This is a genomic window from Streptomyces sp. NPDC048600, assembly GCF_055587025.1.
The window spans coordinates 146,090-172,560 of record NZ_JBVJGZ010000010.1; the positions used below are offsets into that span (position 1 = coordinate 146,090).

General features: G+C 69.6%; 22 protein-coding genes. 7 read left to right on the forward strand and 15 right to left on the reverse strand.

Features of this window, described 5'->3' with window-relative positions:
• Positions 1-4: 4 nt before the first annotated feature.
• The 5 genes from ACZ6SQ_RS16430 to ACZ6SQ_RS16450 form a co-directional block, all read right to left on the reverse strand.
• Positions 5-790 carry a M48 family metallopeptidase gene (locus ACZ6SQ_RS16430; protein WP_469561983.1) on the reverse strand — a complete coding sequence of 262 codons (786 nt, stop codon included), beginning with the start codon at positions 788-790 and terminating at the stop codon, positions 5-7.
• Between the two features lie 5 nt (positions 791-795).
• A complete protein-coding gene (locus ACZ6SQ_RS16435; RefSeq protein WP_469561987.1) occupies positions 796-4,461 on the reverse strand; it encodes a type I restriction endonuclease subunit R in 3,666 nt (1,221 codons plus the stop codon).
• A gap of 115 nt (positions 4,462-4,576) precedes the next feature.
• Positions 4,577-5,542: a MarR family transcriptional regulator gene (locus ACZ6SQ_RS16440; protein ID WP_469561990.1), complete on the reverse strand. Its 966-nt coding sequence runs from the start codon at positions 5,540-5,542 to the stop codon at positions 4,577-4,579.
• Between the two features lie 311 nt (positions 5,543-5,853).
• Positions 5,854-6,102: a DUF397 domain-containing protein gene (locus ACZ6SQ_RS16445; protein WP_469561993.1), complete on the reverse strand. Its 249-nt coding sequence runs from the start codon at positions 6,100-6,102 to the stop codon at positions 5,854-5,856.
• A complete protein-coding gene (locus ACZ6SQ_RS16450; protein WP_469561996.1) occupies positions 6,099-6,917 on the reverse strand; it encodes a helix-turn-helix domain-containing protein in 819 nt (272 codons plus the stop codon). The genes ACZ6SQ_RS16445 and ACZ6SQ_RS16450 overlap by 4 nt, the downstream gene beginning before the upstream one ends.
• Positions 6,918-7,062: 145 nt before the next feature.
• Between ACZ6SQ_RS16450 and ACZ6SQ_RS16455 the strand changes: the two genes are divergently transcribed.
• Complete coding sequence (locus ACZ6SQ_RS16455) at positions 7,063-7,482, forward strand: ATP-binding protein (protein WP_469561999.1); 420 nt, start codon at positions 7,063-7,065, stop codon at positions 7,480-7,482.
• Here ACZ6SQ_RS16455 and ACZ6SQ_RS16460 read toward each other — a convergent pair.
• The 6 genes from ACZ6SQ_RS16460 to ACZ6SQ_RS16485 all read right to left on the reverse strand — a co-directional run bounded on the left by ACZ6SQ_RS16460 (position 7,461) and on the right by ACZ6SQ_RS16485 (position 15,690).
• The gene (locus ACZ6SQ_RS16460) at positions 7,461-8,690 is read right to left on the reverse strand and encodes a restriction endonuclease subunit S (RefSeq protein ID WP_469562001.1); all 1,230 of its coding nucleotides are present in this window, start codon (positions 8,688-8,690) and stop codon (positions 7,461-7,463) included. The genes ACZ6SQ_RS16455 and ACZ6SQ_RS16460 overlap by 22 nt on opposite strands.
• Complete coding sequence (locus tag ACZ6SQ_RS16465; protein ID WP_469562004.1) at positions 8,680-11,445, reverse strand: type I restriction-modification system subunit M; 2,766 nt, start codon at positions 11,443-11,445, stop codon at positions 8,680-8,682. The genes ACZ6SQ_RS16460 and ACZ6SQ_RS16465 overlap by 11 nt, the downstream gene beginning before the upstream one ends.
• A gap of 187 nt (positions 11,446-11,632) precedes the next feature.
• Entirely contained in the window at positions 11,633-12,346 is a 714-nt protein-coding gene (locus ACZ6SQ_RS16470) for an RloB family protein (protein ID WP_469562008.1), read from the reverse strand.
• On the reverse strand, positions 12,346-13,605 hold the full coding sequence (locus ACZ6SQ_RS16475) for an AAA family ATPase (protein WP_469562010.1): 1,260 nt from the start codon (positions 13,603-13,605) through the stop codon (positions 12,346-12,348). The genes ACZ6SQ_RS16470 and ACZ6SQ_RS16475 overlap by 1 nt, the downstream gene beginning before the upstream one ends.
• Positions 13,606-13,666: 61 nt before the next feature.
• Complete coding sequence (locus ACZ6SQ_RS16480) at positions 13,667-14,401, reverse strand: LuxR C-terminal-related transcriptional regulator (RefSeq protein WP_469562013.1); 735 nt, start codon at positions 14,399-14,401, stop codon at positions 13,667-13,669.
• On the reverse strand, positions 14,398-15,690 hold the full coding sequence (locus ACZ6SQ_RS16485; protein WP_386377391.1) for an ATP-binding protein: 1,293 nt from the start codon (positions 15,688-15,690) through the stop codon (positions 14,398-14,400). The genes ACZ6SQ_RS16480 and ACZ6SQ_RS16485 overlap by 4 nt, the downstream gene beginning before the upstream one ends.
• Before the next feature lie 180 nt (positions 15,691-15,870).
• Between ACZ6SQ_RS16485 and ACZ6SQ_RS16490 the strand changes: the two genes are divergently transcribed.
• Together ACZ6SQ_RS16490 and ACZ6SQ_RS16495 are read left to right on the forward strand one after the other, a co-directional pair.
• Positions 15,871-17,484, forward strand: coding sequence for a PspC domain-containing protein (locus tag ACZ6SQ_RS16490; RefSeq protein WP_469562017.1), 1,614 nt, complete (start codon positions 15,871-15,873; stop codon positions 17,482-17,484).
• Positions 17,471-17,698 (forward strand): hypothetical protein, encoded by a 228-nt coding sequence (locus tag ACZ6SQ_RS16495; RefSeq protein WP_469562019.1) that lies wholly within the window; start codon positions 17,471-17,473, stop codon positions 17,696-17,698. The genes ACZ6SQ_RS16490 and ACZ6SQ_RS16495 overlap by 14 nt, the downstream gene beginning before the upstream one ends.
• Positions 17,699-17,718: 20 nt before the next feature.
• Here ACZ6SQ_RS16495 and ACZ6SQ_RS16500 read toward each other — a convergent pair whose 3' ends face one another.
• Both ACZ6SQ_RS16500 and ACZ6SQ_RS16505 read right to left on the reverse strand, forming a co-directional pair.
• The gene (locus tag ACZ6SQ_RS16500; protein WP_386377388.1) at positions 17,719-18,234 is read right to left on the reverse strand and encodes a DoxX family protein; all 516 of its coding nucleotides are present in this window, start codon (positions 18,232-18,234) and stop codon (positions 17,719-17,721) included.
• Between the two features lie 217 nt (positions 18,235-18,451).
• Positions 18,452-19,255, reverse strand: a complete 804-nt coding sequence (locus ACZ6SQ_RS16505; protein ID WP_469562022.1) for a class II aldolase/adducin family protein — start codon at positions 19,253-19,255, stop codon at positions 18,452-18,454.
• Between the two features lie 189 nt (positions 19,256-19,444).
• Here ACZ6SQ_RS16505 and ACZ6SQ_RS16510 point away from each other — a divergent pair, with 189 nt between their 5' ends.
• On the forward strand, positions 19,445-20,071 hold the full coding sequence (locus ACZ6SQ_RS16510; RefSeq protein ID WP_469562025.1) for a hypothetical protein: 627 nt from the start codon (positions 19,445-19,447) through the stop codon (positions 20,069-20,071).
• Positions 20,072-20,213: 142 nt separating this feature from the next.
• A complete protein-coding gene (locus tag ACZ6SQ_RS16515; RefSeq protein ID WP_469562027.1) occupies positions 20,214-20,687 on the forward strand; it encodes a pyridoxamine 5'-phosphate oxidase family protein in 474 nt (157 codons plus the stop codon).
• A 30-nt stretch (positions 20,688-20,717) separates the two neighbouring features.
• On the opposite strand, the gene guaA is transcribed toward ACZ6SQ_RS16515, so the two are convergent.
• The gene (guaA, locus tag ACZ6SQ_RS16520) at positions 20,718-22,298 is read right to left on the reverse strand and encodes a glutamine-hydrolyzing GMP synthase (RefSeq protein WP_386377384.1); all 1,581 of its coding nucleotides are present in this window, start codon (positions 22,296-22,298) and stop codon (positions 20,718-20,720) included.
• A 410-nt stretch (positions 22,299-22,708) separates the two neighbouring features.
• On the opposite strand from guaA, the gene ACZ6SQ_RS16525 reads away from it, so the two are divergent.
• Positions 22,709-23,062: a chorismate mutase gene (locus ACZ6SQ_RS16525; protein ID WP_469562030.1), complete on the forward strand. Its 354-nt coding sequence runs from the start codon at positions 22,709-22,711 to the stop codon at positions 23,060-23,062.
• A 402-nt stretch (positions 23,063-23,464) separates the two neighbouring features.
• On the forward strand, positions 23,465-24,499 hold the full coding sequence (locus tag ACZ6SQ_RS16530; RefSeq protein ID WP_469562033.1) for an LAETG motif-containing sortase-dependent surface protein: 1,035 nt from the start codon (positions 23,465-23,467) through the stop codon (positions 24,497-24,499).
• A gap of 105 nt (positions 24,500-24,604) precedes the next feature.
• On the opposite strand, the gene ACZ6SQ_RS16535 is transcribed toward ACZ6SQ_RS16530, so the two are convergent.
• Entirely contained in the window at positions 24,605-26,383 is a 1,779-nt protein-coding gene (locus ACZ6SQ_RS16535; protein ID WP_469562036.1) for a GMC oxidoreductase, read from the reverse strand.
• Positions 26,384-26,471 lie beyond the last annotated feature (88 nt).

Below are 26,471 nucleotides of genomic sequence, written 5' to 3' on the forward strand. Positions count from 1 at the left end.
AGGGTCAGCGCCTCTCCCGGACCTCTCCCAGCCACAGCCGTCGCCCGAGATCGTCAAGCTCTTCCTTGCGTTCCTCGCACTCAGGGATGGCTTGCCGGAGAAGGGCCCAGTAGTCCGAGCTGTGCCCGGAGATCCTGATGTGGGCGAGTTCATGGGCGATGACGTAGTCGACCACATGTGAGGGCAACTGGAACAGCGCCCAGTGCAGCGCCATGGTCCCGCGAGCGCCGTCGCCAGGACGATACGTTCCCCATCGGTTGCCGACATCACGAACGACGACGTCGGGTTCGCTGACCTCCATGCGGGCGGCCCACGGCTGAAGCCTGCCCTGCGCCCAGCGCTGTCCGGTCCTGCGATACCACCCGATGAGGGCACGACGGGCCGCGACCGGGTCCCGCACAAGCTCTTCAGCCATCACTATCCGCCCGGCGACGAACCGGACGTCACCTTGCGCTTCACCGTCGATCTGAAGGCGGTACGCGCGGCCGAGATAGCTGAACGTCTCACCGTCCTGGAAGCCCCGTACGGGGTGGGCAGGCGGGTGCTCCTCCCGCAGACGCAGCTTGTCTGCCAGCCACGCCTGACCGTCCCGCAGAAACGACTCTGCCCGTTCGGCATCGCAACCAGGCGGCACTCTCAGCACGAGGGATCCGTCGCGTTCGACCGTGAGCCCGAGGCGTCGGCGGCGTTCGCTGACGACCACGCGGAACTCCCGGCCCGCCACGGCGATCACCTGACCGTCCTCCAGGACGGTCAGGCAGGGGCCGGGCGGGTCGGCAGTCGTCGGCACGCCGCCTATTGTCCCCGAGCCGCCGCCCGGAACGCCGCCGCGTGCCGCTGGGCGTGCCCGGTCAGGACCTGTGACAGGTGCTCCAGGGGCTCCTTGGCCCGCTCCCTCGGCCTGACGCCCGCCCGTCGCAGTCCCCGCCAGATCTCGCTCTGCAGCGAGTCCAGGCTGGCCTCGCTGTCCGACCAGGCGGCACTCGACACATGCCGCTCTATGATCGCGGCGAGTTCGACCGTCACACTCCTGAGTACGGCGGGATCGGGCAGCTCGAAGGCCGCATCCTCGTCCATCCGGTCGGACAGCTTCATGTACAGCTGCTGCTCGGCCGGCGACAGGTCGGCGACCTCGGGATCGACTTCCTCCGCCTTCCGGGCCTTGTCGATCAGGGGACCGAGGCGCACCTTGATCTCGTCCCAGCGGCCCGCGAACTCCTCCAGGATCGCCTCCAACTCCTCGGAGAGCGTCCGCAGCACGGGCCGGTCCTCCGACTGCCGCTTCTCCTCCAGGTGGTAGCGCAGCGCCTGTACCTGCTCCGCCGCCGACTCCCGCACGTCCGGGATGCGCGCCAGCACCTCGTCGAAGTCGGGGGCCAGGATGGAGACAGGAGCGATGACCTCCTCGATCTCAGGCATTTCCAGGTGCTCCGCCACCATGGCCCGCACCTTGCGTCCGTACGCCCGCACGGAGAAGGTTCCGCCCTCGGCATCGCGGTAGTGCCGCCGAACCCGCTTCTGCAACAAGGTCCAGTTGCGGGCCTCGGGCACCAGCTTCAGCGCCGCCTCGTGCGGCAGGACTCGCTCCAGCGCGGAGGTGAAGCGGCTCATACGGGTGTCGAATTCGGATCGCGCGTCCTCGTCTCCGAGCGTGAGCATGCCCTGGGCGATGCCCCCAGGCGTGTCGAGGCCGGTGATCCCCAGATCCGTGAGGAAGGCGCGCAGCGCGTCCGCGGCCTTCTGCATCTCCGGGACCTCGACCTCATCGAGGCTCTGGACGGTCTGGAGCGTGGGCCCGTCACCCTTGTACGCGGGCAGGGCGACCGCCAGGTCGCTCAGCACGCCGTAGTAGTCCACGACACGGCCCTCGTACTTGGCACGGCGCGGACGGTTCACCCGGGCGATGGCCTGGAGCAGTTCGGCGTCCTGGATCGGACGGTCGAGGTACAGGGCCTGCTCGATGGGCGCGTCGAAACCGGTGAGCAGCATCGACTTCACGATCAGGAACGCGACCGGTCTGGGGTCCTCGACGTCGGGAGCGGCCATCCCGCTCCAGGGGTTCCGGCCGATACCGCCCGCCGGTACGGGATCGTCCTCGGGGATGTGCCGAGTCACCCAGGGGTTGTCGGGCGGAAGCTGCGGGAACGGCTCAAGGAACCGCTCGACGTGTTCCTGCTGGGCCACAGGGTCGGTCCACTCACGCCACTGCCCGCGCTTCTTCTCGTTCCCCGCGGAGATGACGGGCACGAAGTCGATCCGGCGCAGGACCTCCTGATACTGCCACGCCCGCAGCAGCACCAGATCGTCCCAGGTGTAGTCGGCGAGGTTCTTGTGCCGCAGGGACTCGGGGTCGAAGCTCCGCACCCTGGCGAGGAGCTCCACCCGGGCGTCGTTGAGCATGTGCCGGTACAGCACCGCCGCGTTGCGGCTCACCGCCGCGACCTGGGCCTTGAAGCCTCCGGTCAGCGGACCGGTGACGTAGTGCTCCAGCATGTCCTTGGCCTTGGCGCGGATCACGGGAAGCGACTCGGCGACGGTACGGCTCGTCGGCTTGAGCTGCCTGCGCGTCTTCGCCTGCTGACCGCTCTGGAGATGGGCGATCAGGTTCTCGAACTTCCCGTTCAGCTGATCCTTGTCGCGGACGCCGGCCGAACCCGTACGGCCCTCGTAGCGGACGGGCACGACGACCTTGTCCCGCTCCGCCTCGTCCATGAGGTACGAGTCGAGGAACGTCCCGTCCGGCTCCAGTCCGAAGATGCGTCCGGTGTCCGTCAGACGCCCCTTCATGATCGGCGTACCCGTGAAGCCCACACGGGCCGCCTTGGGCACGGAGTCGCGCAGGCAGGCGTGCAGCACGGAGGTGTGGGACCGGTGCGCCTCGTCGACGAGCACGAGAATGTTCGGCTTGTCGCTGCATTCGGAGAAACGCCGCCGCACCACGTCGACGGCCGCGTCGGTGGGCGTGGGATCGGACGCCTCTTCGGCCGAGGCGCCGTCGGCCTGGCGCTCCTGCACAGCTTCGAACTCGGCCACCGGGTCACGGTCGTCGCTCGACTCGCCCTCTCCGGTGCCGACGACGCCGGGAATCCGCCCCAGGTACTTCTGGATCATCGTGAAGATGACGGCGCGACCTCCGTGCTTTCCCGCGCGCTCCAGCATGCCCTCGACATCCGAGCGGGAGCGGGCGACCCGCACCTCGCTTCCGCTGATCCGGACCGCGGCGGCCAACTGCTGCTCCAGTTGCGTACGGTCGGTGACGACGAGCAGGGTGAAGCGATTGAGCGCCGGATCACGGCTGGTCTGGAGCCTGCGCGCGAGGAAGGCCATCGTGAGGCTCTTGCCGGAGCCCTGGGTGTGCCAGATGACCCCGCCGCGCTCGTCCCGCGTCGCGGCGGGGTCGTCCACGGTGCGACCGGTGCGCAGCTTGCGCACGATCTTCTCGACAGCGCGGTACTGCTGATGGCGGCAGACGGCCTTGACGGTGACGGGCGGCTCCCCCGCCTTCGTCTTCACGGGCATCTCGAACACGTAGTGCCGCACGATGTTCAGCAAGTTGCGGGGCTTGAGCACGATGCCGACGAGGCGCTGGAGGTCCGTGGGCGCCCCGCCCGGTTCGAGCAGCCGAGTCCCGTCGCCCCGCCGCACCTCCTGCAAGGCGCGGCCGAAGTCCTTGTCGCCCGTGTAGTCCGGCGTCACGCTGCGCCACGCGGCGAAATGGTTCTCGTCAGACGTGATGGTGCCGAGTGCCGCGTGCTCACCGGCGGCGGCGATGAGCAACTGCACGGGAGTGAAGAACTCGGGCACCTGGGAGCGCGGGTCGCGGCGGTCCCGTCCGGTGTCGTCGTCGAGCGGCACCCCCGCGTATCCCCGAAGGTCGCGGATGGCCTCGCCGATGGCGTCCTTGACATCCGGTCCCTTGCACTCGATGACGGCGAGGGGAACGCCGTTCACGAACAGTACGAGGTCGAGGATGATCTCCGCCCCGTCGAAGGTCCGTACGCGCAGCTGGTCGGCGACGAGGAAATCGTTCCTCTTGAGGATCTCAGCGTCGTCCAGCCCCTCCAGGTCCCAGTCGATGAACTGGGCGTGCACGGTCGAGCCGTTGTAGTGCTCCTCGTCGCCGGTGACCGGTGTTCCCTTGATCAGTCGGCTGGTCACCTCGCCGTTGACCGCGACGAGCGAGGTGGTGGCGACGTTTCGGGCGGTGCGGCGCAGGTCGTCGATGACGGCGTCGGCGTCCGTGTCCGTCATCCAGGAGCCACCACCGCCGGGCAGCCGGTTCACGCGCCGCACTGCGGAGCGCAGGCGCTTCAGCAGCAGCAGATCGCCGTACGCCCGTTCGTCGCCGTCAGGGTCGGCCTTGCTGAGGTCGGGCCCGTGGGCGTGCCGCCATCCCATCGCCTTCAACTGGTCGATGATCGGCAGTTCCGTCTCGTCCCGCTCGGCCGTGCCCCGCGTCATGAACCCCGCACCCCTCCCCGTGCCCAGCCCCACTGCTCGGACAACGGTTCTACGACCGTCGGCCGTTCCCCATTCTGCGGCGTGTGGGGCGCGGGTGACACGAGTCTTCGGGCGGTTACGACCGCGAGATCACGACAGGACGGGATTTGGCCGGTTCTCGACGGTCGCGGGGGCGGGCGGCGAGGGCTGCGCGTGCAAGGGAGACGGCGGTCTGGCGTTCCGCTTCCGCGTTGCGCACGGAGGGCGCGTTCGCGTCCCGGGCGGTGACGGTACGGCAGCCACGGCACAGGCCACCGTCGAAGGCCGCGGGGTGTCCGGGGACGCCGCAGTCGGTGCACTCCGGCATGAGGCGAAGGGGGCGCGCAGGCCTGAGCTCGTCGGGAGTCTCCTCCGCTGCGGCGACTGCGGGCATGGGCGGCAGCTTGTCCCGCAGTCGCCGGGCGACGAACCCACACGGAGCGTGGACGGTGTCGGGCAGGCCGCCGGTCAGGGCCTGGATCAGGGAAACCGTGCTCGCACCGCGCTCCAGCCAGGGGACGACCAGGTCGACCAGGGCCTCGCAGTCGGCGGCGGACAGGGCGAGCCGGGGTTCATGGCTGCCGAGCCGGGCGAGGACGCCGTAGGCGGCGGTGGCGTGAGGCTGAGCGGGCGCGGGCGGGGCATTCGTGGATGAGGTGGAGGGGGCGGGGGGCGGGTTGACGGGCTCGATGGGTGAGCTGTCGGCAGCCTCACCGGCTCCCAGGAAGCCGGCCCACCAGGCGTCGTCCTGTGCGATGCGGGACCAGTACGTGCGGTAGACCCAGCGGGTGCCGCTCTCGCCGGTGGCGGCCAGCGCCCGGGCACGGTGCAGGTGACCAGCGCGTGAGAGGGCATTGAGGGCGCTGCGGACCGCCTGCTGGCCGTACAGCGGCAGAACCTTGGCGAGGCTCTTGATGTCCACGGCGGCGCCGTCGGGCAGCCGGTCGATGAACGCTGCGATGCACGCCTCGCGGGCAGGGAGGTGCGAGAAGTCGGCCGCCGCGCGGGGCGGGCTGCCGGGTTCGGCCGGGACGGACCGCTTTCCGTAGCCGGGGTTCGCCATGGGGTGAGCGGGGGGCGGGCAGGGCGGCGATAGAGTCTTCACAAGCCACGAGATCGCTCTTTTCGATCTTGAGGTCAGACCCCGGCGGGTGTTGGTAGCACCCGACCGGGGTTGTTTGTTGTCGCGAACGCTAGACGGTGACGACGGCGTGTCGCAAGCCGGTCACGAGAAGTCACGAAGGCTGGTAGAGCGGGGAGTCCAGCGCCGGCCGACGCACGGCCCCGCCGCGCGGAAGGGTGGGTGGGTGGGTTCAACCCAACCACCCATTCCTCACAAACGCCGCTCGGATCTCGGCCCTTGGCGCTCGAAGCTCAAGCGCCGGTACGGGCGTGGGCGACGAACGCCGTCCAGGCCGCCCCGGGGACAGCGAACCGGGGACTCCGGGACCCGAGCTTCGAGTCCCGGACGTGGACGGTGTGGGGGCAGGGGGCGACTTCGAGGCAGTTACCGCCCTGGCTGTCGCTGTAGCTGGACTTGCGCCAGTCGAGGGCGACTTCGAGGCAGGCTCCGCCCTGGTCATCGCTGTAGCTGGACTTGAACCACACCAAGCTGTCGCTCATAGCTCCTCCGCCACTCCTCTGATGAACTCGCCTGACTCCTCAATACTGAGGGCATGCATGCGGATCATGACATGCCTTTGGTTCAGCGCACTCACCTTGTCCGGACTGGCGTGCAACACGCTCACCTCTGGCCCCTCAACGTAGGCGAAGGCGTCATGTTCCGGTGATTCCAGCAGAACCATTGGTCCAGCGAGGGCAACGCCGTTGCAACGGCCGACAGGCAGCACTTGGACAGACACATTACGCATCTGACCGACCTTCAGTAGGTGCAGGAGCTGTGCCCTCATGACGCCCCTGCCACCGATACCCGTCCGCAACGCGGCCTCATAGATGAGAAAGCCGTAGAGCACGCCGATCCGTCGAGACAGTGCTTCTTGACGGCGCAGCCTTGCAGTCACACGCTCGGTGACCGTCTCGTCATCCAAAGGAGGACAACTACCCCCGATCAGCGCCCGCGCATACTCCTCCGTCTGCAACAAGCCCGGGATGAGCAGCGGTTCATACCAAGAAACCGCGATCGCCTCAGCCTCAAGTGCCATGAACTCTTGCGACCGCGCGGGAAACGGCTCCGGCTTCAGGTACTCCTGAGCCGCGACCAGCTTCCCACCCGCTCCGCACACCTGGTCGGCGATCTGGAGGAGCCGCAGGGTCGGCCTCCGCCGCCCGTTCTCCATCGACTTGACGTACTCGTAGTCGTAGCCGGCCTCCTTGGCCAGCGCCTCTCGGCCGACACCGGCATCCGTACGCCACATCTTGATCTGGCTGCCGCAGTACCGCCAGGCGATCGGCGGCTGGGAGTTCACCTCGGTCGACACGCACACCTCCGCGGGGTCCACGACAGGTACAACCACCCGCTGTACCCACGCCGTTACTCGTGAGACTACGCGCGCCCCGGGACGGTGATCTGGCCGAACGCCAGAACTTCGACGCAAGGGATGAACAGAGCGCATGCACACCCCCATGACGGCCACCCCGAAGGACATCGAGTGGCGCCTACCGCGTCACGCCCGCAGCGCGGGCAGGGCACGCGCGCTGTTCCGCGAACAGGCGGCGTCCTGGGAGCTACCGCAGGACGTAACGGACACAGCGGAACTCCTCCTGAGCGAGCTGATGACGAACGCGTACCGCCACGCAAAGGTCCCGGCTGGCCGCGAGATCTGGGCCCGCTGCGAGGTCACAGAGGACCGAGTACGCGTGACGGTGACAGACGCGAACGACACGTTGCCAAATCCGGGCACGCCATCCCCGGACGACGAGTCGGGTCGAGGGCTCGCACTGGTCGCGGCACTGGCGGACAACTGGGGCACGGAGAGGAGGAAGTGCGGCACCGGCAAGGAGGTGTGGTTCGAGCTGCGGCGCTACCCCACAGGAACTGGCTGACCTGTCCGGCCCTCCAAGAGGTCATCGATCAGCCCTGCTTTGAGTTTCGCCAGCTTTTCCTGCTCTCGGCACTGCTCCTCGATGCGCACATCGAATGCATCCAGCGCGTCTATCACTCTGCTCTGCTGCATCAGATCGATAGGCACATCGATTTCCAGCTCGCGAAGACGTGTTGGATTCACGTTCACCTGCTGAACAGCCACTGTTGCGATCGCCCGTACGCGCTGCCGGATTAGAGGATGCTGCAACCATTCGACCAAATATCTCGGAAGCAGCGTCCTCCGATCCGGCACCAATCGAACCAGATATGACGCAAAGGTTGCTTGCGGCAGCTCGTCTCGCCACAACGCCGACTTACCGACATGATCGATACTGTTCGTGCGATTAAATAGGACATCTCCCGCGCGAAGACGCAGACGTGCGGGAACCATACCAGGATGAAAGCGCAAGTCATCCACGACCACACGGCCGTCAAGGAGATTGTTCATGCGGAGAACCGGCATTCCTGCCGGATCAGCGCTTAGCGCTGTCGAGATCCCGTACTCCACAACAGGCACGTAGTCCTTTAGAGGGCCGCGCGCAAACTCCTCGGCCGGTCCAGCAGTCCCTACAGACGGCATCAGCGACATCAACGCTCCACGCCGCACAGTCCGGAGCTTTGCGATCGTTGCCTCGATCGCTCGCTCCTGCTCACCCAACGCTTCAAGTACTTCAACGATGCCGCGCTGACGTTCGGGGGAAGTCACGGGGAAAAGGAGCTGAGCAAAGCGTTCCGCTCCCAAGTGAGCGATACTCGTTGTCTGCTTGGCAATGCGCGCAAAGACGCCACTGTTGAGCCAATAGGAAAAGACGGCTTGCGCATACTCGGAGATCAGATCACCTGTTGGCCTGAAGCGCACGAGAGTGTTCTGAAAGAACATCTCAGCCACTTCATCGCGGAAAATTGCGCTCCGGCCAACTAGCTCCAAGCTCTGCCCCTCATTGAGGAGGATGTCGCCCGCCCTCAGCGCGTAGGCCGCCTGTTCGGTTTCCGAGAAACCCATGAGCTTAACGTCGGAATAGTCGATTCGACCATCCAGAACGTTTGCAACGCGCAGATAGGGAAACTGCCTTCCAGCTGCTCTGCTAGACGGCGAAAGCTGTTTCCCCATTCGCACCTCGCCAACCTGACCGACTGGCATCCAACAGATCTCGTTTTCAGCCGACATAGCCCAGCTTCCTCAAAAAGCCCTCCAGCGCATCCGCAGCCGCTACGCGTCGCCTCTCGATCTCCCGCAGCGAAACCCCGTACTTCTGCTCCCACACCCGATACGCCTCCGCCAACTCCCGTCGGCGGCGCAACACATGCCCATCGAGCTTGCCCGAAAGGTCGGCACGGAGGATGTCGAGGACCACACCCCGTTCGCCGTCCCGCTCGGCGAGCTCACGGCGGGCTTTCGTGAGGCCCTCTTCCGACGGCCCGGAGGGGACAGGCGTCTCTGCCTCAACGGCGACCGGCAGCTCAAGCAGCGCACCTTGGCCAGCCCCGTCCGCTGCCGCAACCGCCTTCTTCCTGGCAGGCGCGGCCTTCTTCTTCGCAGCTCTCTCCCGCTCCGCCTCCCGCCGAAGGCGAATCGCGGCCACGGGCCAGAACCCGTCCTCCAAGTCCTCGACCAGCCGCTTCGCCTCCGCACGCCGCTTGACTAGGTCCTGCTTCTCGGTCTTGCTCAGAACCGCCTCAGCCAACGCCGGGTCGATGCCCTGCTTCCCGTCCGCCCCGGACTCGGCGTCGGAGTCGTCGCCGTCCAGGGCGGCCTGCTGCGCCTCGGCCAGCGCGGCCTCCGCCTCCTGCGCGGCCTTCACTTTCGCGTCCAGGTCGGCGTGGGTGCGCTCCGCCGACGCCAGGTCCTCCAGGAACTTCGGCGCGATCGCGGCGATCACCTTGTGGTCGTAAGCCTGCCGCCGCTCCGCCGCCGTACGTTCCCGTCGGCCACCCGTGCGCGGGTCTGGCTCGGGAGCCAGCATGGTCTCGACCGTCTCGACCCAGCCGTCGACGACGCCCGAGAAGCCGTTCACCGAGAGCGCCTTCAGTTCGTTCTTCGCGTCGTGCCACCAGCCGGCCACCGCGCCCGCCAGCGCGTACCGGTCGAGCAGGCCGACCCCGAGCAGGCGCTCGCGGAAGCTGCCGATCAGGTCCGCCCGCAGCCGCGCCAGCTGAGCCTTGCGCTCCTGCTCGGTTCGGTCGTCACCGTCGACCGGCTCAAGCGCCGCGATCTGCTCCGTCTCGGACGCCCACCAATCTTCGAAGGCATCCCACAGCTTGCGTTCCCGGCCGCTCGCCAACTCAGCGAGGCGTGCCGCGTCCGGACGTCGCTCCGGCTCGGGGAAGTCGACGTACGCCGGATCGTCGGCCCGTACGTCGAACAGGTCCGCCAGCTCAATGCCGTACGCGTCCAGCAGCGGCTTCTTGGCCTCGACCTCCGCCACCGGCACACCCCCCACCAAGTGCGCCCGCACGTCCTGCGGTTCCGGGGGCGGGGTGTTGTCGACGTAGCGGCGGATGTTGAAGTTGAAGTCGTTGCCCGACAGTTCGTCTCTCGTCACGGCGCGGGCGAAGCCGGGCACGTCCTGGAAGACCTCACCGTCCTGCCAGGAGTGGAACGTCGAGACGATCTTCTCGATGTGCTCGGGGAGCAGGATGTTCTGTGCACGCTCGGCGTGGAACTCACGGTCGGCGTTGATGAAGAGCACCTTGCCGCGACGGTCGGGGCGGCGGCGGCTCGGCGGGCGCAGGACCAGCACGCAGGCGGGGATGCCGGTGCCGTAGAACAGATTCGGTGCAAGGCCGATCACGGCCTCGATCAGGTCGTGCTCCATGAGGAGCCTCGCCCGGATCTTCTGCTCCTCGCCGCCGCGGAAGAGCACACCGTGCGGCATGACCGTGAAGACCGTGCCGGACCGCTGCTTCACCATGTCCAGCATGTGCTGGAGGAACATCAGGTCCGCCTTGCCGCGCTCGGACGTCTCGCCGTGCGGCATGCGCTCCTTCAGGCGCGGGACCTCGTCCTTCTTGTAGTCCATCGAGAAGGGCGGGTTACTGAGGACCAGATCGAAGCCGCCCTCGGGATGGAGGGGGTTGGTCAGGGTGTCGCCCGTGCGCAGGGAGAACTTCTTCGCACCGTGGAAGAGCATGTTCATCGTGGCCATCACCCAGGAGCCGCTGTTGGCGTCCTGGCCGGCGAGACCCAGGTTGCGGGAGTCGCCACCGTGCTCGTCCACGTACTCCATGGCGTGGATGAGCATGCCGCCCGACCCCACGCAGGGGTCGTACACCCGCATGTCACCGTGCGGGCGAGCCAGTTCCACCATCATGCGCACGACGGCACGCGGGGTGTAGAACTCACCGCCCTTGCTGCCCGCCGAGTCGGCGAAGTCCTTGATCAAGTACTCGTACGCGGCACCGATCATGTCGGGGAACTCGAAGTCCTCCCCGCGCAGCCGGACGCTGCCGAAGTGGTCGATCAGAGCGGCGAGACGCTTGTCCGCCAGTTCGGCGGCCGACTTCCGCGCGCTGCCGCCGCCGATGCGGTTGAAGTTGACGTGCGCGAAGAGACCGCGCAGCTCGCTGTTGCCGGGTTGGCGTTCGAGTGCGTCCAGGGCGGGCTGGAGATACTCGCCGGCGACGTTGTCGACCGCGCCCGCCAGGTAGTCCCAGCGGGCGGCCTCCGGGACGAAGATCGCACCGTGGGCGTCGTACCACTGGTACGACTCGGCCTCGTCCTCCGCGTCCTCCTGGGTGTCACCCTCCGCGAGGCGCTCCTTGATGATCGCCTCGCGGGCGGCCTCGAACTCGTCATTGACCCGCTTGAGGAACAGCAACACGAAGATGAAGTCGCGGTACTCGGCGGCGTCCATCGTGCCGCGCAGGATGTCCGCCGCCGCGAAGAGATGGCGTTCCAACTGCGCGAGCGTGAGCTTGGCCACGTACGGCTCTCCCCTGGTGACTGATCGACTTCCACTGGCGACCCGGCATCGCGGCGCGAGGACGCACCAGGAAGCCTACGGTCTTCCGGACGGCCACCTTCACCGTGTACGCACGGCGACCGAAAGTGGCCCCGAACCGAAAGGAACTCCGCGCAGGCCCGAAGCTCCCTGGCCCTCGACTGTCCGATCAGTAGTCGGAGACGTCCAGGCCGTCCTCGACGAACCGCCACACATCCGTGTAGGGGTCCCAGCTGTTCTGATCCGCACGGCCCTCATGGCGGCGGGCGAGGCCCTGCGCGTACCGCTGCGCCGTCTTGTACCGGCCGCTCAGCTGCCCGGGCATGACGTGCTTCGCCTGTTCCTCGGAGACGGAACGGATCGTCGGCCCATAAGTCTGCGCGAAGCCCGGCTGCTGCTTCAGCAGGTTCGCCGCGCTGTCGCAGACTCCGCCGAACGTGCTCGTGTAGTTCTGGTGATGCAGCAGACGCCACAGCTCGAAGCACGGGTGGGAGTAGGCGACGTGCAGGCCTCCTCTCCGAGCCTCGGAGAAGGCCGTGGGGATGTCCTCGTGCTGATCACGGTCGAAGAGGCACCAGACCTGGGGCCAGCTCCAGTCGTCGGGCCCGATTCCGGCCTTCTCGGCTGCACGCCGGACCTCGCGCCACTTGGCCGCGGCATCTCTTACCAGCGGCAGCGGCTTGCGACGCTTCGTCGGGGCACTGCGGTTCTCGACCTTGCAGACGATCTCGTGGCCGGGCTCCTTACGGGTGCCGTTCTCCGTCACGAAGGTGACGAAGCCCGGTTCCGTGACCGCGCCCTCCGTGAAGACATACACCTCGCGCCGCAGCTTCCGCTGTCGCTTCGCGCGTGCCGGATTGTCCCGCCCCCTGTCCCTCGCCATCAGGAACGCTCTGCCTCCCCCGCCAGTGCCGTGAGCACCTTGCGTCCGATCTGTCCCTGGTCGACGTTCGGTACGCCGCCGTAGGCACCGGCCAGGTATGAGTCCTCAAGGTCCTCTTCGGGCCTGGGGGCGAAGTCGCTGAGCGGATAGAGCTCGGTGGCTCCGCGCTTGTCCTTCTCTGTCAGCCAGATCTGGCCTGGTTCGAGAAGCCTGCCGCCTCTCGGACTCTTCAGAAGGGAAGCGTCGTGCGACGTGAAGAGCAACTGAGCGCCCTTCTTGTTCGACCAAGGTGCCTGGAACAGCCTGACCACCTCGGACGCGAACTTGGGGTGCAGGCTCGCGTCGAGTTCGTCGATGAGCAACACCGCGCCGCTGTCCAGCGCCAGCAGAAGCGGGCCGATGAGCGCGAACCAGGATCGGGTGCCGAACGACTCCTTCGCCCAATCGAGAGCCACCGCGCTGTCTCGGTCGCTGCCGTGCAGCAGTCTCACCTTGGGGGCTCTGTCCCCCGACTGACGCTCCACCTCTGCGCCCTGGATGCCGAGGTCAGCCACTCGCAGCAGCTCCCGAACCCGCTCGCTGTTCCTGTCGTCGAGAAGTTGCTCGGCCGTGTAGCCTTCCCGGTCCTTCAACTCGGTCTCAGGAGTGATGTCCCAGAGGTTCGACCGGAACCAGTGGTAGATGCGGGCCAGTTGCGGATGGTTGTCGCTCGCGGCACGACTGAGGAGCAGCGCGTTGGGGCGCGTGGAGCGGGCCAGTCGTGCCCGGTCCTGAATTCGGTCGCCCGGGAAGTCATAGACGGTGTCTCTCGTGGCGTCCCGATCCAGCCAGACCTGCCGACGGCCTTTGGGGTAGGAGTGGAGCCATTCCGACTCGACCCGCCGATCCCCCAGCTCGAACCCGTAGGTCCACCGCACCCCGTCGTCGAGGAGGAAGTCCGCCTCGTAGAAGGTGCTCACTTTCGCCGACTCGGCGTCAAGGGCGAAAGGCTCCCGATCAGGAACACCAGTGTAGGAGGTCCACGGACCGTAGGAGTCCAGGACCGCGCTCCTCATCTTCTTCAACGCGGTGATGACGTTCGACTTGCCCGAGGCGTTGGCGCCGAAGACCCCGAGGACCGGATAGATCTCCAACTGCTTGCCGTCAGAGAGCGGGACCGTGCGTCCCGCGTCGGATTCCTCACCGGGTGGAACGACGAAAGGCAGCTCCTGCTCGTCGCGCAGTGACCGTACGTTCGCTGTACGGAAACGCAGCAGCATGAAGCCCTCCTCTCGTCGGCCTCAGCGTAACGGCGTGATCGCAGGCGTGCCTACCAGACCGTCAGACCAGCCGTCGCGCCGTCGCCCAGCGCGTCAGCTCGTGCCGGTTGGACAGCTGCAACTTCCGCAGCACCGCCGAGACATGGGACTCGACCGTCTTCACGGAGATGAACAGCTGCTTGGCGATCTCCTTGTACGCGTACCCCCGCGCGATCAGCCGCAGCACCTCGCGCTCGCGCTGCGTGAGCCTGTCGAGGTCCTCGTCGACCGGCGGGGCGTCGGTGGAGGCGAAGGCGTCGAGCACGAACCCGGCCAGCCGGGGCGAGAAGACGGCGTCGCCCTCCTGGACCCGGAAGATGGAGCCGATCAGGTCGGACCCGGTGATCGTCTTGGTCACATAGCCGCGGGCACCGCCGCGGATCACCCCGATCACGTCCTCGGCCGCGTCCGACACGGACAGAGCCAGAAAACGCACCGGCTCCTCGGCGTCCGCCATCAGCGGCGCGCACCTGCGCAGCACCTCGACACCGCCGCCGCCCGGCAGGTGCACGTCCAGCAGGACCACCTCGGGCCGGGTCGCCGTGATGACGGTGACCGCCTGGTCGACGTCCGCCGCCTCGCCGACCACCTCGACACCGGTCTGCGCGGTCTGGCCGATCTCGGCCTGCACGCCGGTACGGAACATCCGGTGGTCGTCGACCAGGACCACCCGCACCCGACGCCCGCCGGACGCCTCCGCGCCGTCGTCCGCCTCCGCGGCTCCCGCGCCGCCGTTCGTCTCGGTCGGGTCGCTCATGACGTCTTCTCCGCCCTCTCCATCTCCAGCTCGACCTCCGTGCCGCCGTCGGGCACCGCGCGCAGCCGCGCCGTGCCGCCGTTGCGCTCCATGCGGCCGATGATCGATTCTCTGACGCCCATGCGGTCGGCGGGTATCGAGTCCAGGTCGAAACCGGGGCCACGGTCCCGGACGGACACGAACACCGACCTGTCCTCGACCTCGGCGTAGACCTGCACGGCACCGCCCTCGCCACCGTACTTGGCGGCGTTCACCATTGCCTCGCGCGCGGCCTGCATCTGTGCCCCCAGTCTGTCGTCCAGCGGGCAGTCGCCCACGACGACCACCTCTATCGGGACGCCGTGCTTGTCCTCGACCTCCGCGGCGTTGCGCCGCACCGCGTCGGCGACCGCGGTCGGCTCGTCAGCCTCGTCCTTGCCGGTGCCCTCCGGTTTGTAGAGCCAGGTGCGCAGGTCGCGCTCCTGGGCGCGGGCGAGACGGCGTACCTCGCCCGCGTTCTCCGCGTTGCGCTGGATCAGGGTCAGGGTGTGCAGCACCGAGTCGTGGACATGGGCCGCGACCTCCGCTCTCTCCTGGGCCCGGATGCGCATCAGACGTTCCTCGGAGAGGTCCTGTGTCATGCGCACCAGGTACGGCCCGGCCAGGAGCGTTATCCCGACGAGGACCGCGAGGGCGGCCTGGAGGACCGAGCCGAGGTGGGACGCGGAGCCCTTGAGGACGAAGACTCCCGAGACACCCGCGGTGACCAGCAGGACGCCGGCGCCCGCGCGCAGCAGGGTGAGGGTGCGCCGGCGCCGGCCGACCTCGACCCAGCGGGCCCGCCGGGCGTTGTCCGCCTGCCGCCAGACGAGGGCGACGCCAGCGCCCACCAGGACGGTCGGCCAGAGATAGGCCTTGGCGCCGTTGCCCAGGTTCACATTGCCCACGAAGACCATGGCCACGACGACCATGAGGAGCAGGGCGACGATCTGGCCCTTGTCCGGCTTGCGCGCGACGAGTCTTCGCCGGCCGTCGGGCGCGGTCTCCGCGGTGACCAGGGAGGGGGGCCGCTCCGCGTCGACCCCGCCGAAGCCGAGGGGCACGAAGAACCAGAAGGCGGCGTACAGCAGCGCGCCGAGGCCGTCCGCCATGAACAGGCCGACGAAGACGAGCCGCACCCAGATCACGGGCAGTCCGAGATGCCCGGCGAGCCCCCGCGCCACGCCACCCAGCCAGCGTCCGTCGCTGCTGCGGTAGAGCTTGCGCGGCGGCCGCGGTTCGGCGATGGGTGCTGCTGCGGCTTCCGGCATGCCATCGATGGTCACACGGCCGGGCGCGGCGGGGCATCAGGGTTGTCCCCCGAGACGCCCCTGATCTTCGGCCGGCGCGTCCGTCGAACACCTCCCGCCCGCCGTCTCAGGGGCGATATCAGGGTCCGGCCAGGGTCGTTCCGACTGCCGCCGCGCCGACCGGACCGTCACCATGGACGCATGACAGATCACCAGCACGCCGCGGACGCCGGCGCCGACCCGGGCGGCTCGTCCGGCCCGCCCTCGGCCTCGGCGGGCGGGCAGCCGCCCGCGAGCGGCGGCGTGGGCGCGCACGCGGGCCCACGGGCCCACGCGGGCGGGCACGCGGGCGCGCACGGGCGGGCGGGCACGCGGACGAAGGGGACGGCGGGCGCCGGGCCCGCGGACTCCGCCGGCTCCGCCTCCGCTGGTGAGCCCGCCGACGCCCGTCCGCCCGGCGGGCCCGGCAAGGCCGGTGGGCCCGGCAAGACCGGTGCGACCGACGGGACCGCCGCGGCCGGGACCGGCGACGAGCTCGAGCCGCCGCACCGACGGCTGCGCCGCGAGCGGGAGCACAAGATGCTCGCGGGCGTGTGCTCGGGTCTGGGCCGCCAGTGCGACATGGACCCGGTGATATTTCGCATCACGCTCGCCGTGCTGGCCGCGACCGGCGGCATCGGCCTGATCTTCTACGGCTTCGCCTGGCTCTTCCTGCCGGACGAGGACGAGGACGAGAACGAGGTACGCAGGCTGCTGACCGGCAGGGTCGACGGCCAGGCCCTCGCCGCGGTGCTGTTCGCGCTGGTCGGCTGCGGGGTCTTCCTGACGATGATGAACAACGGCGGGGTGCTCAGCTTCGCCGTCATACTGTCCCTGCTGCTGGCGGGCGCGGGGTACTGGTCCCAGCGGCGCGGGGCACCCGACCCAGATCCGCTCGCCGCCCAGGCCGTCGCGGACGCCCCGCCGGAGGCGAAGGCACCGCCGGTGCCCGCCTCCCACCCGTCCTGGTGGCGCGACCCCATCGTCAAGGACGGCAAGCACGTCGGCGGCACCGGATATCTGTGGGGGCCGCGCGACTCCCGCGACCGGGACATCGCGGCCGCCGTCACCATCGGCCGTGAGGCCTACGAGCCGGGCGCCCAGGCGCCCCGCACCACCCGCCCCGAGCCGCGAAGAGCACGGGACCAGCGCTGGATCGGTGGCTGGGTCTGTCTGCTCGCCCTGCTCGCGGGCGCCCTGACCACTCGGCTGACCTGGGAGGAACACCCGCTGGGGACCAGTGTGCAGGCGGGACTGGCCTGCACACTGATCGTCCTCGGCGTGGGTATATCGGTGAGCGCGTTTCTGGGGCGTACGGGCGCCGGGTCGGTGTTCCTCGCTGTGCTCACGGCCGGGCTGCTGGCCGCGGCGACGGCCCTGCCCAAGGACATCAGCACCCAGTGGACCAGGACGACCTGGCGGCCGGCCGCCGTGGCGGACGTACGGCCCCACTACGAACTCGGCACCGGCGTCGGCACGCTGGATCTGTCCCGGCTCGACCTCCGCCGGGGCGGGCTGATCAGCACCAGCGCCGAGGTCGGGGTCGGCCGGCTGCTGATCGTCGTGCCGCCGGACGTGACCGTGAAGGCGAACATCGAGGTGGGTGTCGGTGACATCCAGCTGCCGGGTGAGGACAAGCAGGACGTGGACGTGGCCGCGGGCAGAACGAAGGAGACGACCCTGGCCCCGGCCGAGGGCACCGAGGCCCGGGGCGTCATCGAGATCGACCTTCAGGTCGGTGTGGGACAGGCGGAGGTGAGCCGTGCTGCGTCATGAGTTCCGGCCGGGAAAGCTGGTGGCCGGTCTGTCCGTCGCCGCCGCGGGCGTGCTGTACGCGGGTGACGCGGGCGGCGCGTGGGAGACACCGTGGTTCGTGGTGATCCCCGTCGTCGTGGGCGGTCTGTGCCTGGCAGGCGTGGCCGGACTGATCGGCCGAGGCATACGCCGCCGCAGGGGCGACCCCTCCGCGGCCGGCCCGGTCACCGGCTAGGGCTCTTCATCAGAAAGGCCCTAGGTGTGCCGTCGTCGGGCGTGCAGTACGGCGTCCAGCGAGAGATAGGGCGTGCCCGCCAGCACCAGGGGGAGCCAGGCCATCAGGTAGGCGAGGTCGTTGCCGTAGTAGTACGGGTCGGAGGCCCAGCTCACCGTGAGCCACAGGCTCAGGGAGATCAGGGCCCCGCCCAGCGCGGCGAGACGGCCGAAGAGCCCGAACAGGGTGCCCAGCCCGACGGCGAGTTCCCCGAAGGCGATGGCGTAGCCGAAGCCGACGGGACTCTTCAGTGCCAGGTCGACCATCGCGGGGATGGCGGCGGAGTCCCGGACGCCGCGCATCATCTCGCCGATGGAACCGGCGCCGGAGTCCTTCATGAAGGAGCTGTCGGTGAGTTTGTCCAGACCGGCGTAGATGAAGGTGACGCCCAGGAAGACGCGGAGCGGAAGGAGCGCGTACTGCGAGGCGGTCTCGCGCCAACCGCGGGGACCGCCGGGGTAAGGAGTGTGCGTGTTGGGATGGAAACCGTGAGTCATCGCTGCCAGCCACCTCTCGCCCACGTGACGTGACCCCTCGGTCGACGATACGTAGGAAAGGCGGGCGGCGCTCAGTACCTGGACGCCGGATTTTCCGCGGGGTGTCCTGGCGGGGCCGGTGGGACGCGAGGGAGGAGGGACCGGGCGTGGGCAGCCCGGCAGCCCGGCAGCCCCCAGTGCCCCCGGCCGCGACGCCACGGAGATCCGCCGGAAGGCCCTAGCTCAGCAGATCCGGTTCGGTGCGGCTGATGTCCCGCCACAAGGGCTGGTAGTTGATCCAGGCCACGAGGTCGCCGCCGAGCTGTTCGCGGGTGGCGACGGCCATGCGGTGGTCGATGAGGACGGGACGGCCGGCCGCGCGGGCGGTGAGCTGGACCTGGGCGGAGCGCTCCATGGACATGAACCACCAGGCGGCGGCGTCGACCGAGTCGCCGACGGTGAGCAGCCCGTGGTTGCGCAGGACGAGGGCCTTGTGGGAGTCCAGGGCGGCGGCGATACGGCGGCCTTCCTCGGTGTCGACGGTGACGCCGGTGTAGGCGTCGTAGAGGGCGTGGTCCTCGTAGAAGGCGCAGCTCTCCTGGGTGATGGGGTCGAGGAGGTCGCCGAGGGCGGCCAGTGCACGGCCGTGCACGGAGTGGCAGTGAGCGACGGCGACGACGTCGGGGCGGGCGGCGTGCACCTGGGCGTGGACGGTGAAGGCGGCCTGGTTGACGTGGTAGCGGCCCTCGACGACCTGTCCGTCGGAGTTGGCGAGGACGAGGTCGCTGACGGTGACATGACGGAAGGGCATGCCGAAGGGGTTCACCCAGAAGCAGTCGCTGTACTCGGGGTCGCGGGCGGTGATGTGCCCGGAGACACCGTCCTCGAAGCCGAGCCGGCCGAAGATCCGCAGGGCGCCCGCGAGCCGTTCCTTGCGGTGCCGGCGCTCGTCCTCGACCGAGTCGTGCATGGGCGGCATGGCGAACCGCAGCCTGTCCGTCGGGAGGGCGGGGGGCGGCGTCGGCCGGGGCGTCCCGTGCATCGGGCCTCCAGAAAAGGGTTGCTGTACGGGGCGGAAGTTACCGCCGGTCCGTCCAGGAGGACAGGCCGTTGCGCAAAGATGACGTACGCGAAGGGACGAGTGCACAACCAAACCCGGGGTTCACCTGTCTGGGATCCGGAATCAGAAGTTCAGCGCCGGTTTTCGGCCACTCGCATGTCAGGAGCCCTCGTGAGCCTCGCCGAGCAGCACATCAACGCCGTCATGCGGCAGGTCGCGACCCAGGACGTCGTCGAGATCCACCATCCCTACGCGAAGCGGCAGACGGTCGCGTCGCTGGCCTACATCGCCGAGGCGTACGGGTTCCGGTACGCGGACGCCCGGGTCGAGGGCGAGCAGAAGACGCTGCACGTGTACCTCGTACGGGACCACGACGAGCGGGCGCCGCACCGGGCGGCGGCCAACGCGGCGGCGTTCCCGCAGGCCGGGGCGGGCGGTGCGGTGCCGGGCATGCAGCCGGGCACGCTCACCCCGCTGCCGCAGGCGCAGGCCGAGGTGGACGTTCTCGGGGCGCTCATCCGGTACGACGCCTTCGGCTCGGCCGTGGACCGCAAGAAGTTCGTCCTGATGTCCTGGTCGTTCCCGCTCGTGCTGCTGCTGTTGGCCGTGGTGACCGGCAAGTACGCCGTGCTGGTGCCGCTGGCCGCGCTGCCGCCGGTCGTCCTGCTGGGCGCCCTGCGGGTGAACACCGCCCGCCGCGCGAAGCTGGCCGAGCAGCTCACGGCGGCGGGCTGCACACCGGTGCGGGACCAGCAGGGCCGGGAGCGGTACGTCCGCCCGGTGCCGCAGGGCGCCTGACGCGTGACCCGCGACGCGCGGGACACGCCCCCCGGCGCGCGCCCCGCGTCCGGGCTCGCGACGCCCGCCCCGCCCCGGGCCGGTCGCACGACCACCCGGATACCCGACGGCGGATGTCCGGTATCCGCGCCACACTCGCCGTATGGCAGCGAACTGGGACACCTTCACCACCGCCGAACCCGAGCTCGCCCGGACCGTCGAGGAGCGGTTCGGGGCGTTCACGCACCACGTCCTCGCCACGCTCCGCAAGGACGGCTCGCCGCGCACGACGGGCCTGGAGGTCCGCTTCCTCGGCGGTGAGCTGTGGCTCGGCATGATGCCGGACTCGCTCAAGGCGCTCGACCTGCGCCGGGACCCCCGTTTCGCGCTCCAGGCCAACCCGGGCGAGGGGACGGGCATGGGCGGCGGGGACGTACGGATCAGCGGGCGGGCCGTCGAGGTGGACGACCCGGGGACGAAGGCGGTGTACATGAAAGAGGTGGAACCGCCGGAGCCGTTCCACCTCTTCCGCACCGAGCTGACGGAGGTCGTGCGGACCTCGGTCGAGGACGACAAGTACCTCGTCGTCCAGGTCTGGAAGCCCGGAGAGCCGGTGCGCACGCTCAAGCGGACCTAGTGTCCTGTGGCCACTGGGCCCCGGGGAGTCCTACTCCCACTCGATCGTGCCCGGGGGCTTGCTGGTCACGTCGACGACGACGCGGTTGACGTCGCGCACCTCGTTGGTGATCCGCGTGGAGATCCGGGCGAGGACGTCGTACGGCAGGCGCGACCAGTCGGCGGTCATGGCGTCCTCGCTGGACACCGGACGCAGGACGATCGGGTGGCCGTAGGTACGGCCGTCGCCCTGGACGCCGACGCTGCGGACGTCCGCCAGCAGGACCACCGGGCACTGCCAGATCTCGCGGTCGAGACCGGCGGCCGTGAGCTCCTCGCGGGCGATGGCGTCGGCGTCGCGCAGCAGGTCGAGACGGTCCTTGGTGACCTCGCCGACGATACGGATGCCGAGGCCGGGGCCGGGGAACGGCTGCCGCTGGACGATCTCCTCCGGCAGGCCGAGCTCCTGGCCGACCATGCGGACCTCGTCCTTGAACAGCTGGCGCAGCGGCTCGATCAGCTTGAACTCGAGGTCCTCGGGCAGGCCGCCGACGTTGTGGTGCGACTTGATGTTCGCCGTGCCGGTGCCGCCGCCGGACTCGACGACGTCCGGGTACAGGGTGCCCTGCACGAGGAACTCCACCGCCGGGCCCTCGTCAGCGATGATCTCGGCCTGCGCCTGCTCGAAGACGCGGATGAACTCGCGGCCGATGATCTTCCGCTTCTCCTCCGGGTCGGAGACGCCGGCGAGGGCCGTCAGGAACCGCTCCTCCGCGTCGACGACCTTCAGGTGCACGCCGGTGGCCGCGACGAAGTCCTTCTCGACCTGCTCGGTCTCGCCCTTGCGCATCAGGCCGTGGTCGACGTAGACACAGGTCAGCTGGGAGCCGATGGCCTTCTGGACGAGGGCGGCGGCGACGGCGGAGTCCACACCGCCGGACAGACCGCAGATCGCGCGGCGGTCGCCGACCAGCTCGCGGATCGCGGTGACCTGCTCCTCGATGACGTTGCCGGTGGTCCACGTCGGCTTCAGGCCCGCGCCCCGGTACAGGAAGTGCTCCAGCACCTGCTGGCCGTGCGTGGAGTGCATGACCTCGGGGTGGTACTGGACGCCGTAGAGCTTCTTCTCGTCGTTCTCGAACGCGGCGACCGGGACGACGTCCGTGGAGGCCGTGACGGCGAAGCCCTCGGGGGCGGCGGAGCAGGCGTCGCCGTGCGACATCCACACGTGCTGCTCGGCGGGCGTGCCCTCGAACAGCGTGGAGGACGACTTCGAGACGTGCAGGTCGGTACGGCCGTACTCGCGGGCGCCGGTGTTGTCGACGGTGCCGCCCAGGCTCTGGGCCATGAGCTGGAAGCCGTAGCACATGCCGAAGACGGGGACGCCGGCCTCGAAGAGCGCGCGGTCGAGACGGGGAGCGCCTTCCTCGTAAACGGACGAGGGGCCGCCGGAGAGGATGATCGCCGCCGGGTTCTTGGCGAGCATCTCCTGGACCGGCATGGTGCTCGGCACGATCTCGCTGTAGACCCGGGCCTCGCGGACTCGACGGGCGATGAGCTGGGCGTACTGCGCACCGAAGTCGACGACCAGGACGGTGTCGGGGGCGGCGGCAGCGGGAGTCGCTGATGACACGGGGTGCCTTCTGGTGGTCGGGCGGGGGCTGTGTGGCTGATTCTACCGACGCGCGGGTGCGGCTGGTCCGGCCGCCGGTGAGCACACCCCGGAGCCTCGCCCTCCGCCGTCGGCGAGCACACCCCGGAGCCGCCGCCTCCGCCGCCGGTGCACGCCCCTCGGAGCCCCGCGCCCGTCTCAGCATCCGAACCGCTTTGGCCCGACCCCCCACGCGCGGCATACTGGCCCCATGCTCACGCAGACGACCTTCCTGTTTACCTATGGCAACCGGCCCGCCGGCTGCCATGGTCGTGCTGCTTGAGCTGACGCCAAGCGACTTCCCAGGCGCCCCGGGCCGACAAGGCCCGGGGCGTCTGACGTTTTCCGGGTCCTGTCGTCCCGGGGCGGCCCTTCCCCGACAAGGAGCCCCCGTGACCACCACCGCAGCCCAGAAGACCGCCACCACCGCGATCCCCGCCCCCCAGAAGACCGCCGCCCCCGCGATCCCCGCCGCCGAGCGGACCGGCGCCCGCACCCCCGAGGCCGCCGATGTGATCAGCGGGGCCAGGGAGCGCATCGACGCCCTGGACGACCGGATCATCGGGCTGATCCAGGAACGTATGGCCGTGTCGGCCGTCATCCAGGAGGCCCGGATCACCTCCGGCGGGCGCCGGGTGAACCTCTCCCGCGAGATGGAGGTCCTCGGCCACTACAGCGAGGCCCTGGGCAGGCCGGGCACCACGCTCGCCATGAAGCTGCTCGAGCTGTGCCGGGGTCGGATCTGAGTTCGACCCCCGACTCACCCGTACGGCGCGTGACGGCACGCGAACCGCTTCGTTGCTCTGATTGTCCGTGTCAGCCAGACGCGGGCCCGAGAGAACCACGCGTGGCTCGCTGGAGCGATGAGACGTGCGGAACGTGCCGTGCGTCGTGGGACCTCGCTCCAGGGTCGTGACCGGACGGCAGGGGACAGCAGCCCGGTCACCCAAGAGAACGGCCGGCTCCGGGGACGCCCGGGGCCGGCCGGCGGGAACCGTCCCCCTCTCCCGCCGCCGCCCCTCCCCGCCCCACACCTCCCAGCAAGTGACCCAGATCACATAGAAATCGGGTAAGCGGAGGACAACCCTTCACAGGCCTCACCGATCCAACCGGGCAAACCACAGCTCGCCCGTGATCCAGAGGTCCGCATGAAGCTCAGCCGTGCCGTGGCGGCGGCCGCCGCCACGGCGGTCGTGACGCCGCTCGTGCTGCTGTCCGCCTCTGTCGCCTTCGCGGACCCGGCCGACCCGGCGACCGTCTCGGACACGACGACCGCCACGGCGACGCCGGCCGGCACCGGGACTCCGACCGGCACGGCCACCCCGGCCGACGCGGGAACTTCGAGCGCCACCAGCACCCCCACCGGCACCGCGACGGCCACCGCGACGTCCTCGCCCTCGGCCACCGAGAGCTCCTCGGGGCAGCCCGAGCCGACCGCGGACCCGTCGGAGTCCGCCGACTCCTCCGGGCCGCCCGCGTCCCCCGCGCCGTCCGAGCCGGACGTCCCCTTCTGCGAGGACGTCGACGCGGGACACGACGCCAAGATCTCCGCGGACATCAAGGGCCTGCCCGGCAAGATCGTCGCGGGCGACGGCCACCACGCCTTCCGGCTGGTCGTCACCAACGACTCCGACGCCCCGATCGAGGACGTCCACCTCTACGCCGAGGTCGAGAACTACGAGCTGGAGGAGTCGGCGTTCCTCAGCCCGTACGCCGAGCTGGAGTTCAAGGACGGCGACGGCTGGACCCGGATCGGCGACGGCGACTGGGCGGGCGACGACTTCCTCGACACCACGCTCGCCGCGCACGCCTCCCGGTCGGTCGAACTGCGGCTGAGCATCGACGCCGGGGCGCGGGCCGGTGACGCGTACTCCTTCGGCTCCGGCGCCTATCTCGACCGGGTCGGCGACGAGGACTGCATCGCCGAGGGCTGGGCCCAGTACGACTTCGAGGTCCTGAGGGCGGGCTCCGCCAACCCCGACCCGGGTACGGCCACGCCGAGCGACTCGGACGACAAGGCGCAGGGCGGCGCCGGTGCCCCCGCGGCCGGGGACGGCAACCTCGCGCACACCGGCTCCAGCTCCGCGCTGCCGGTGATCGCCCTCGTCGGCGGGGTCGCGGTGGTGGCGGGCGCGGGCGCGGTGCTCGCCGTACGGCGGCGCAAGGGCGGTACCGACACCTGAGACGTGGCGTGAGCGGCCCGGTGATCCGGGCGGCACACGCCGTAGAGACAGCCAGAGGGACCTGCGCTCGGAGGGGGGCGCAGGTCCCTCTGGCTGTTCACCGGGTCACTTCTTCGGCGGCACCGCCGGCATCCCCAGGAACGGCAGCCGCAGCGCGCCGAAAGCGTCCGCGGGCACGGCCGGGGACTTCGGCTCGACCGGCTGGACGCGCTCGTAGGCGGAGCCCTGCTCGGGGCGCGGGTCGGCCTCGCCCTTGTTCGGCCAGAAGGACATCGCCCGCTCGGCCTGCGCGGTGATCGTCAGCGACGGGTTCACGCCCAGGTTCGCCGAGACGGCGGCGCCGTCGACGACCGAGATGCCGGGGTGGCCGTACAGCCGGTGGTACGGGTCGAGGACGCCGGTCTCGCGGGAGGGGCCGATGGGGCAGCCGCCCAGGAAGTGGGCGGTCAGCGGGGTGCCCATCAGTTCACCGACGTTGGACCCGGCGAAGCCGTTGATCTCGGCGGCGAGCGCGTTCGCGCCCTCGTGCGCGGCCCGGATCTGCTTGGGGTTGGGCGCGCCGTGGCCCTGGCGGGCGGTGAGCAGGCCCTTGCCGACGCCGTCCGGCTTCAGATACGTCGTCAGGGAGTTGTCCAGCGACTGCATCACCAGGCCGATGATCGTCCGCTCCGACCACTTGCGGTTGGACAGCGAACGCAGCACCAGGACTGGGTGCCTGGCCGCGTTGGTCAGCCAGCCGAGCACCCGGGAGGAGTTCTCGGCGTAGGGGACCTGGAGGATGGACAGGCCGCCCATCGAGTTGGAGCCCTTGCCGTAGCGCACCGGCTCGATGTGGGTGTCGGCGTCCGGGTGGACGGAGGACGTGATGGCGACGCCGCGGGTGAAGTCGGCCCGCTTCTGCCCGGTGGCCTTGCGGTAGCGCCGGTCGGTGGTCTGGGCGCCGACCAGGGCCTCGGAGTTGGTCCGGGTCAGTTCGCCGAGCCGGTCGGAGAGATACGGCAGCCTGCCGCCGGCCTTCATGCGGTGCAGCAGGGTCTGGGTGCCGTAGGTGCCGGCGGCGAGGACGACCCGGCGGGCCTTGAAGGTGCGGCCCTCGCCCTTCCCGCGCCTGTCGGTGGGCAGGGTGGTGAGGGCGTAGCCGCCCTGGGAGTCCTCGGTGACCGCCACGACCGTCGTCATCGGGTGGACGACCGCGCCCGCCTTCTCGGCGAGGTACAGGTAGTTCTCGTTGAGGGTGTTCTTCGCGCCGTGCCGGCAGCCGGTCATGCACTCGCCGCACTCGGTGCAGGCGTTGCGGGAGGGGCCCGCGCCGCCGAAGTAGGGGTCGTCGACCTGCTGGCCCGCTTTGGCCTTCGTGCCGCCGTCGGCGTCCTCGCCGTCGCCGAAGAAGACGCCGACCGGCGCCATGTGGAACGTGTCACCGACGCCCATCCGCTGCGCGGCCGCCTTCAGATGGACGTCCGAGGGGGTCATCGTCGGGTTGAGCCGGACGCCGAGCATGCGCCGGGCCTGGTCGTAGAAGGGCTTCAGCTCCTCCTGCCAGTCCGTGATGTCGCGCCACTGGGGGTCGTCGAAGAACGGCTTCGGCGGGACGTAGAGGGTGTTGGCGTAGTTGAGGGAGCCGCCGCCGACGCCCGCGCCGGCCAGGACCATGACGTTGCCGAGCAGATGGATGCGCTGGATGCCGTACAGGCCGAGCTTGGGCGCCCAGAGGTAGTTCTTGATGTCCCAGGAGTTCTTCGGGAGGGAGTCGCGGGTCCAGCGGCGGCCCGCCTCCAGGACGCCGACGGAGTAGCCCTTCTCGGTGAGGCGCAGGGCGGTGACGGATCCGCCGAATCCTGAGCCGACGACGATGACGTCGTAGTCGTAGGTGTCCTGGGGCACGTGTGCGCTCCTCGTCGAGTGTCCGTGCGGGGTGAGGGTGGGGCCGGTGGCGCTCGCCGGGCGGGGCCGCACGACGGTACGGCCCCGC

Excerpts from the sequence above, each read along its gene's own strand:
- ACZ6SQ_RS16440 (WP_469561990.1), bottom strand. The coding sequence starts at position 5,542 with ATGGCGAACCCCGGCTACGGAAAGCGGTCCGTCCCGGCCGAACCCGGC.
- ACZ6SQ_RS16530 (WP_469562033.1), top strand. The coding sequence starts at position 23,465 with ATGAAGCTCAGCCGTGCCGTGGCGGCGGCCGCCGCCACGGCGGTCGTG.
- ACZ6SQ_RS16475 (WP_469562010.1), bottom strand. The coding sequence starts at position 13,605 with ATGCTGCTGCGTTTCCGTACAGCGAACGTACGGTCACTGCGCGACGAG.
- ACZ6SQ_RS16485 (WP_386377391.1), bottom strand. The coding sequence starts at position 15,690 with ATGCCGGAAGCCGCAGCAGCACCCATCGCCGAACCGCGGCCGCCGCGC.
- ACZ6SQ_RS16490 (WP_469562017.1), top strand. The coding sequence starts at position 15,871 with ATGACAGATCACCAGCACGCCGCGGACGCCGGCGCCGACCCGGGCGGC.
- ACZ6SQ_RS16515 (WP_469562027.1), top strand. The coding sequence starts at position 20,214 with ATGGCAGCGAACTGGGACACCTTCACCACCGCCGAACCCGAGCTCGCC.
- ACZ6SQ_RS16435 (WP_469561987.1), bottom strand. The coding sequence starts at position 4,461 with ATGACGCGGGGCACGGCCGAGCGGGACGAGACGGAACTGCCGATCATC.
- ACZ6SQ_RS16480 (WP_469562013.1), bottom strand. The coding sequence starts at position 14,401 with ATGAGCGACCCGACCGAGACGAACGGCGGCGCGGGAGCCGCGGAGGCG.
- ACZ6SQ_RS16455 (WP_469561999.1), top strand. The coding sequence starts at position 7,063 with ATGACGGCCACCCCGAAGGACATCGAGTGGCGCCTACCGCGTCACGCC.
- ACZ6SQ_RS16460 (WP_469562001.1), bottom strand. The coding sequence starts at position 8,690 with ATGTCGGCTGAAAACGAGATCTGTTGGATGCCAGTCGGTCAGGTTGGC.
- ACZ6SQ_RS16500 (WP_386377388.1), bottom strand. The coding sequence starts at position 18,234 with ATGACTCACGGTTTCCATCCCAACACGCACACTCCTTACCCCGGCGGT.
- ACZ6SQ_RS16470 (WP_469562008.1), bottom strand. The coding sequence starts at position 12,346 with ATGGCGAGGGACAGGGGGCGGGACAATCCGGCACGCGCGAAGCGACAG.
- ACZ6SQ_RS16445 (WP_469561993.1), bottom strand. The coding sequence starts at position 6,102 with ATGAGCGACAGCTTGGTGTGGTTCAAGTCCAGCTACAGCGATGACCAG.
- ACZ6SQ_RS16505 (WP_469562022.1), bottom strand. The coding sequence starts at position 19,255 with ATGCACGGGACGCCCCGGCCGACGCCGCCCCCCGCCCTCCCGACGGAC.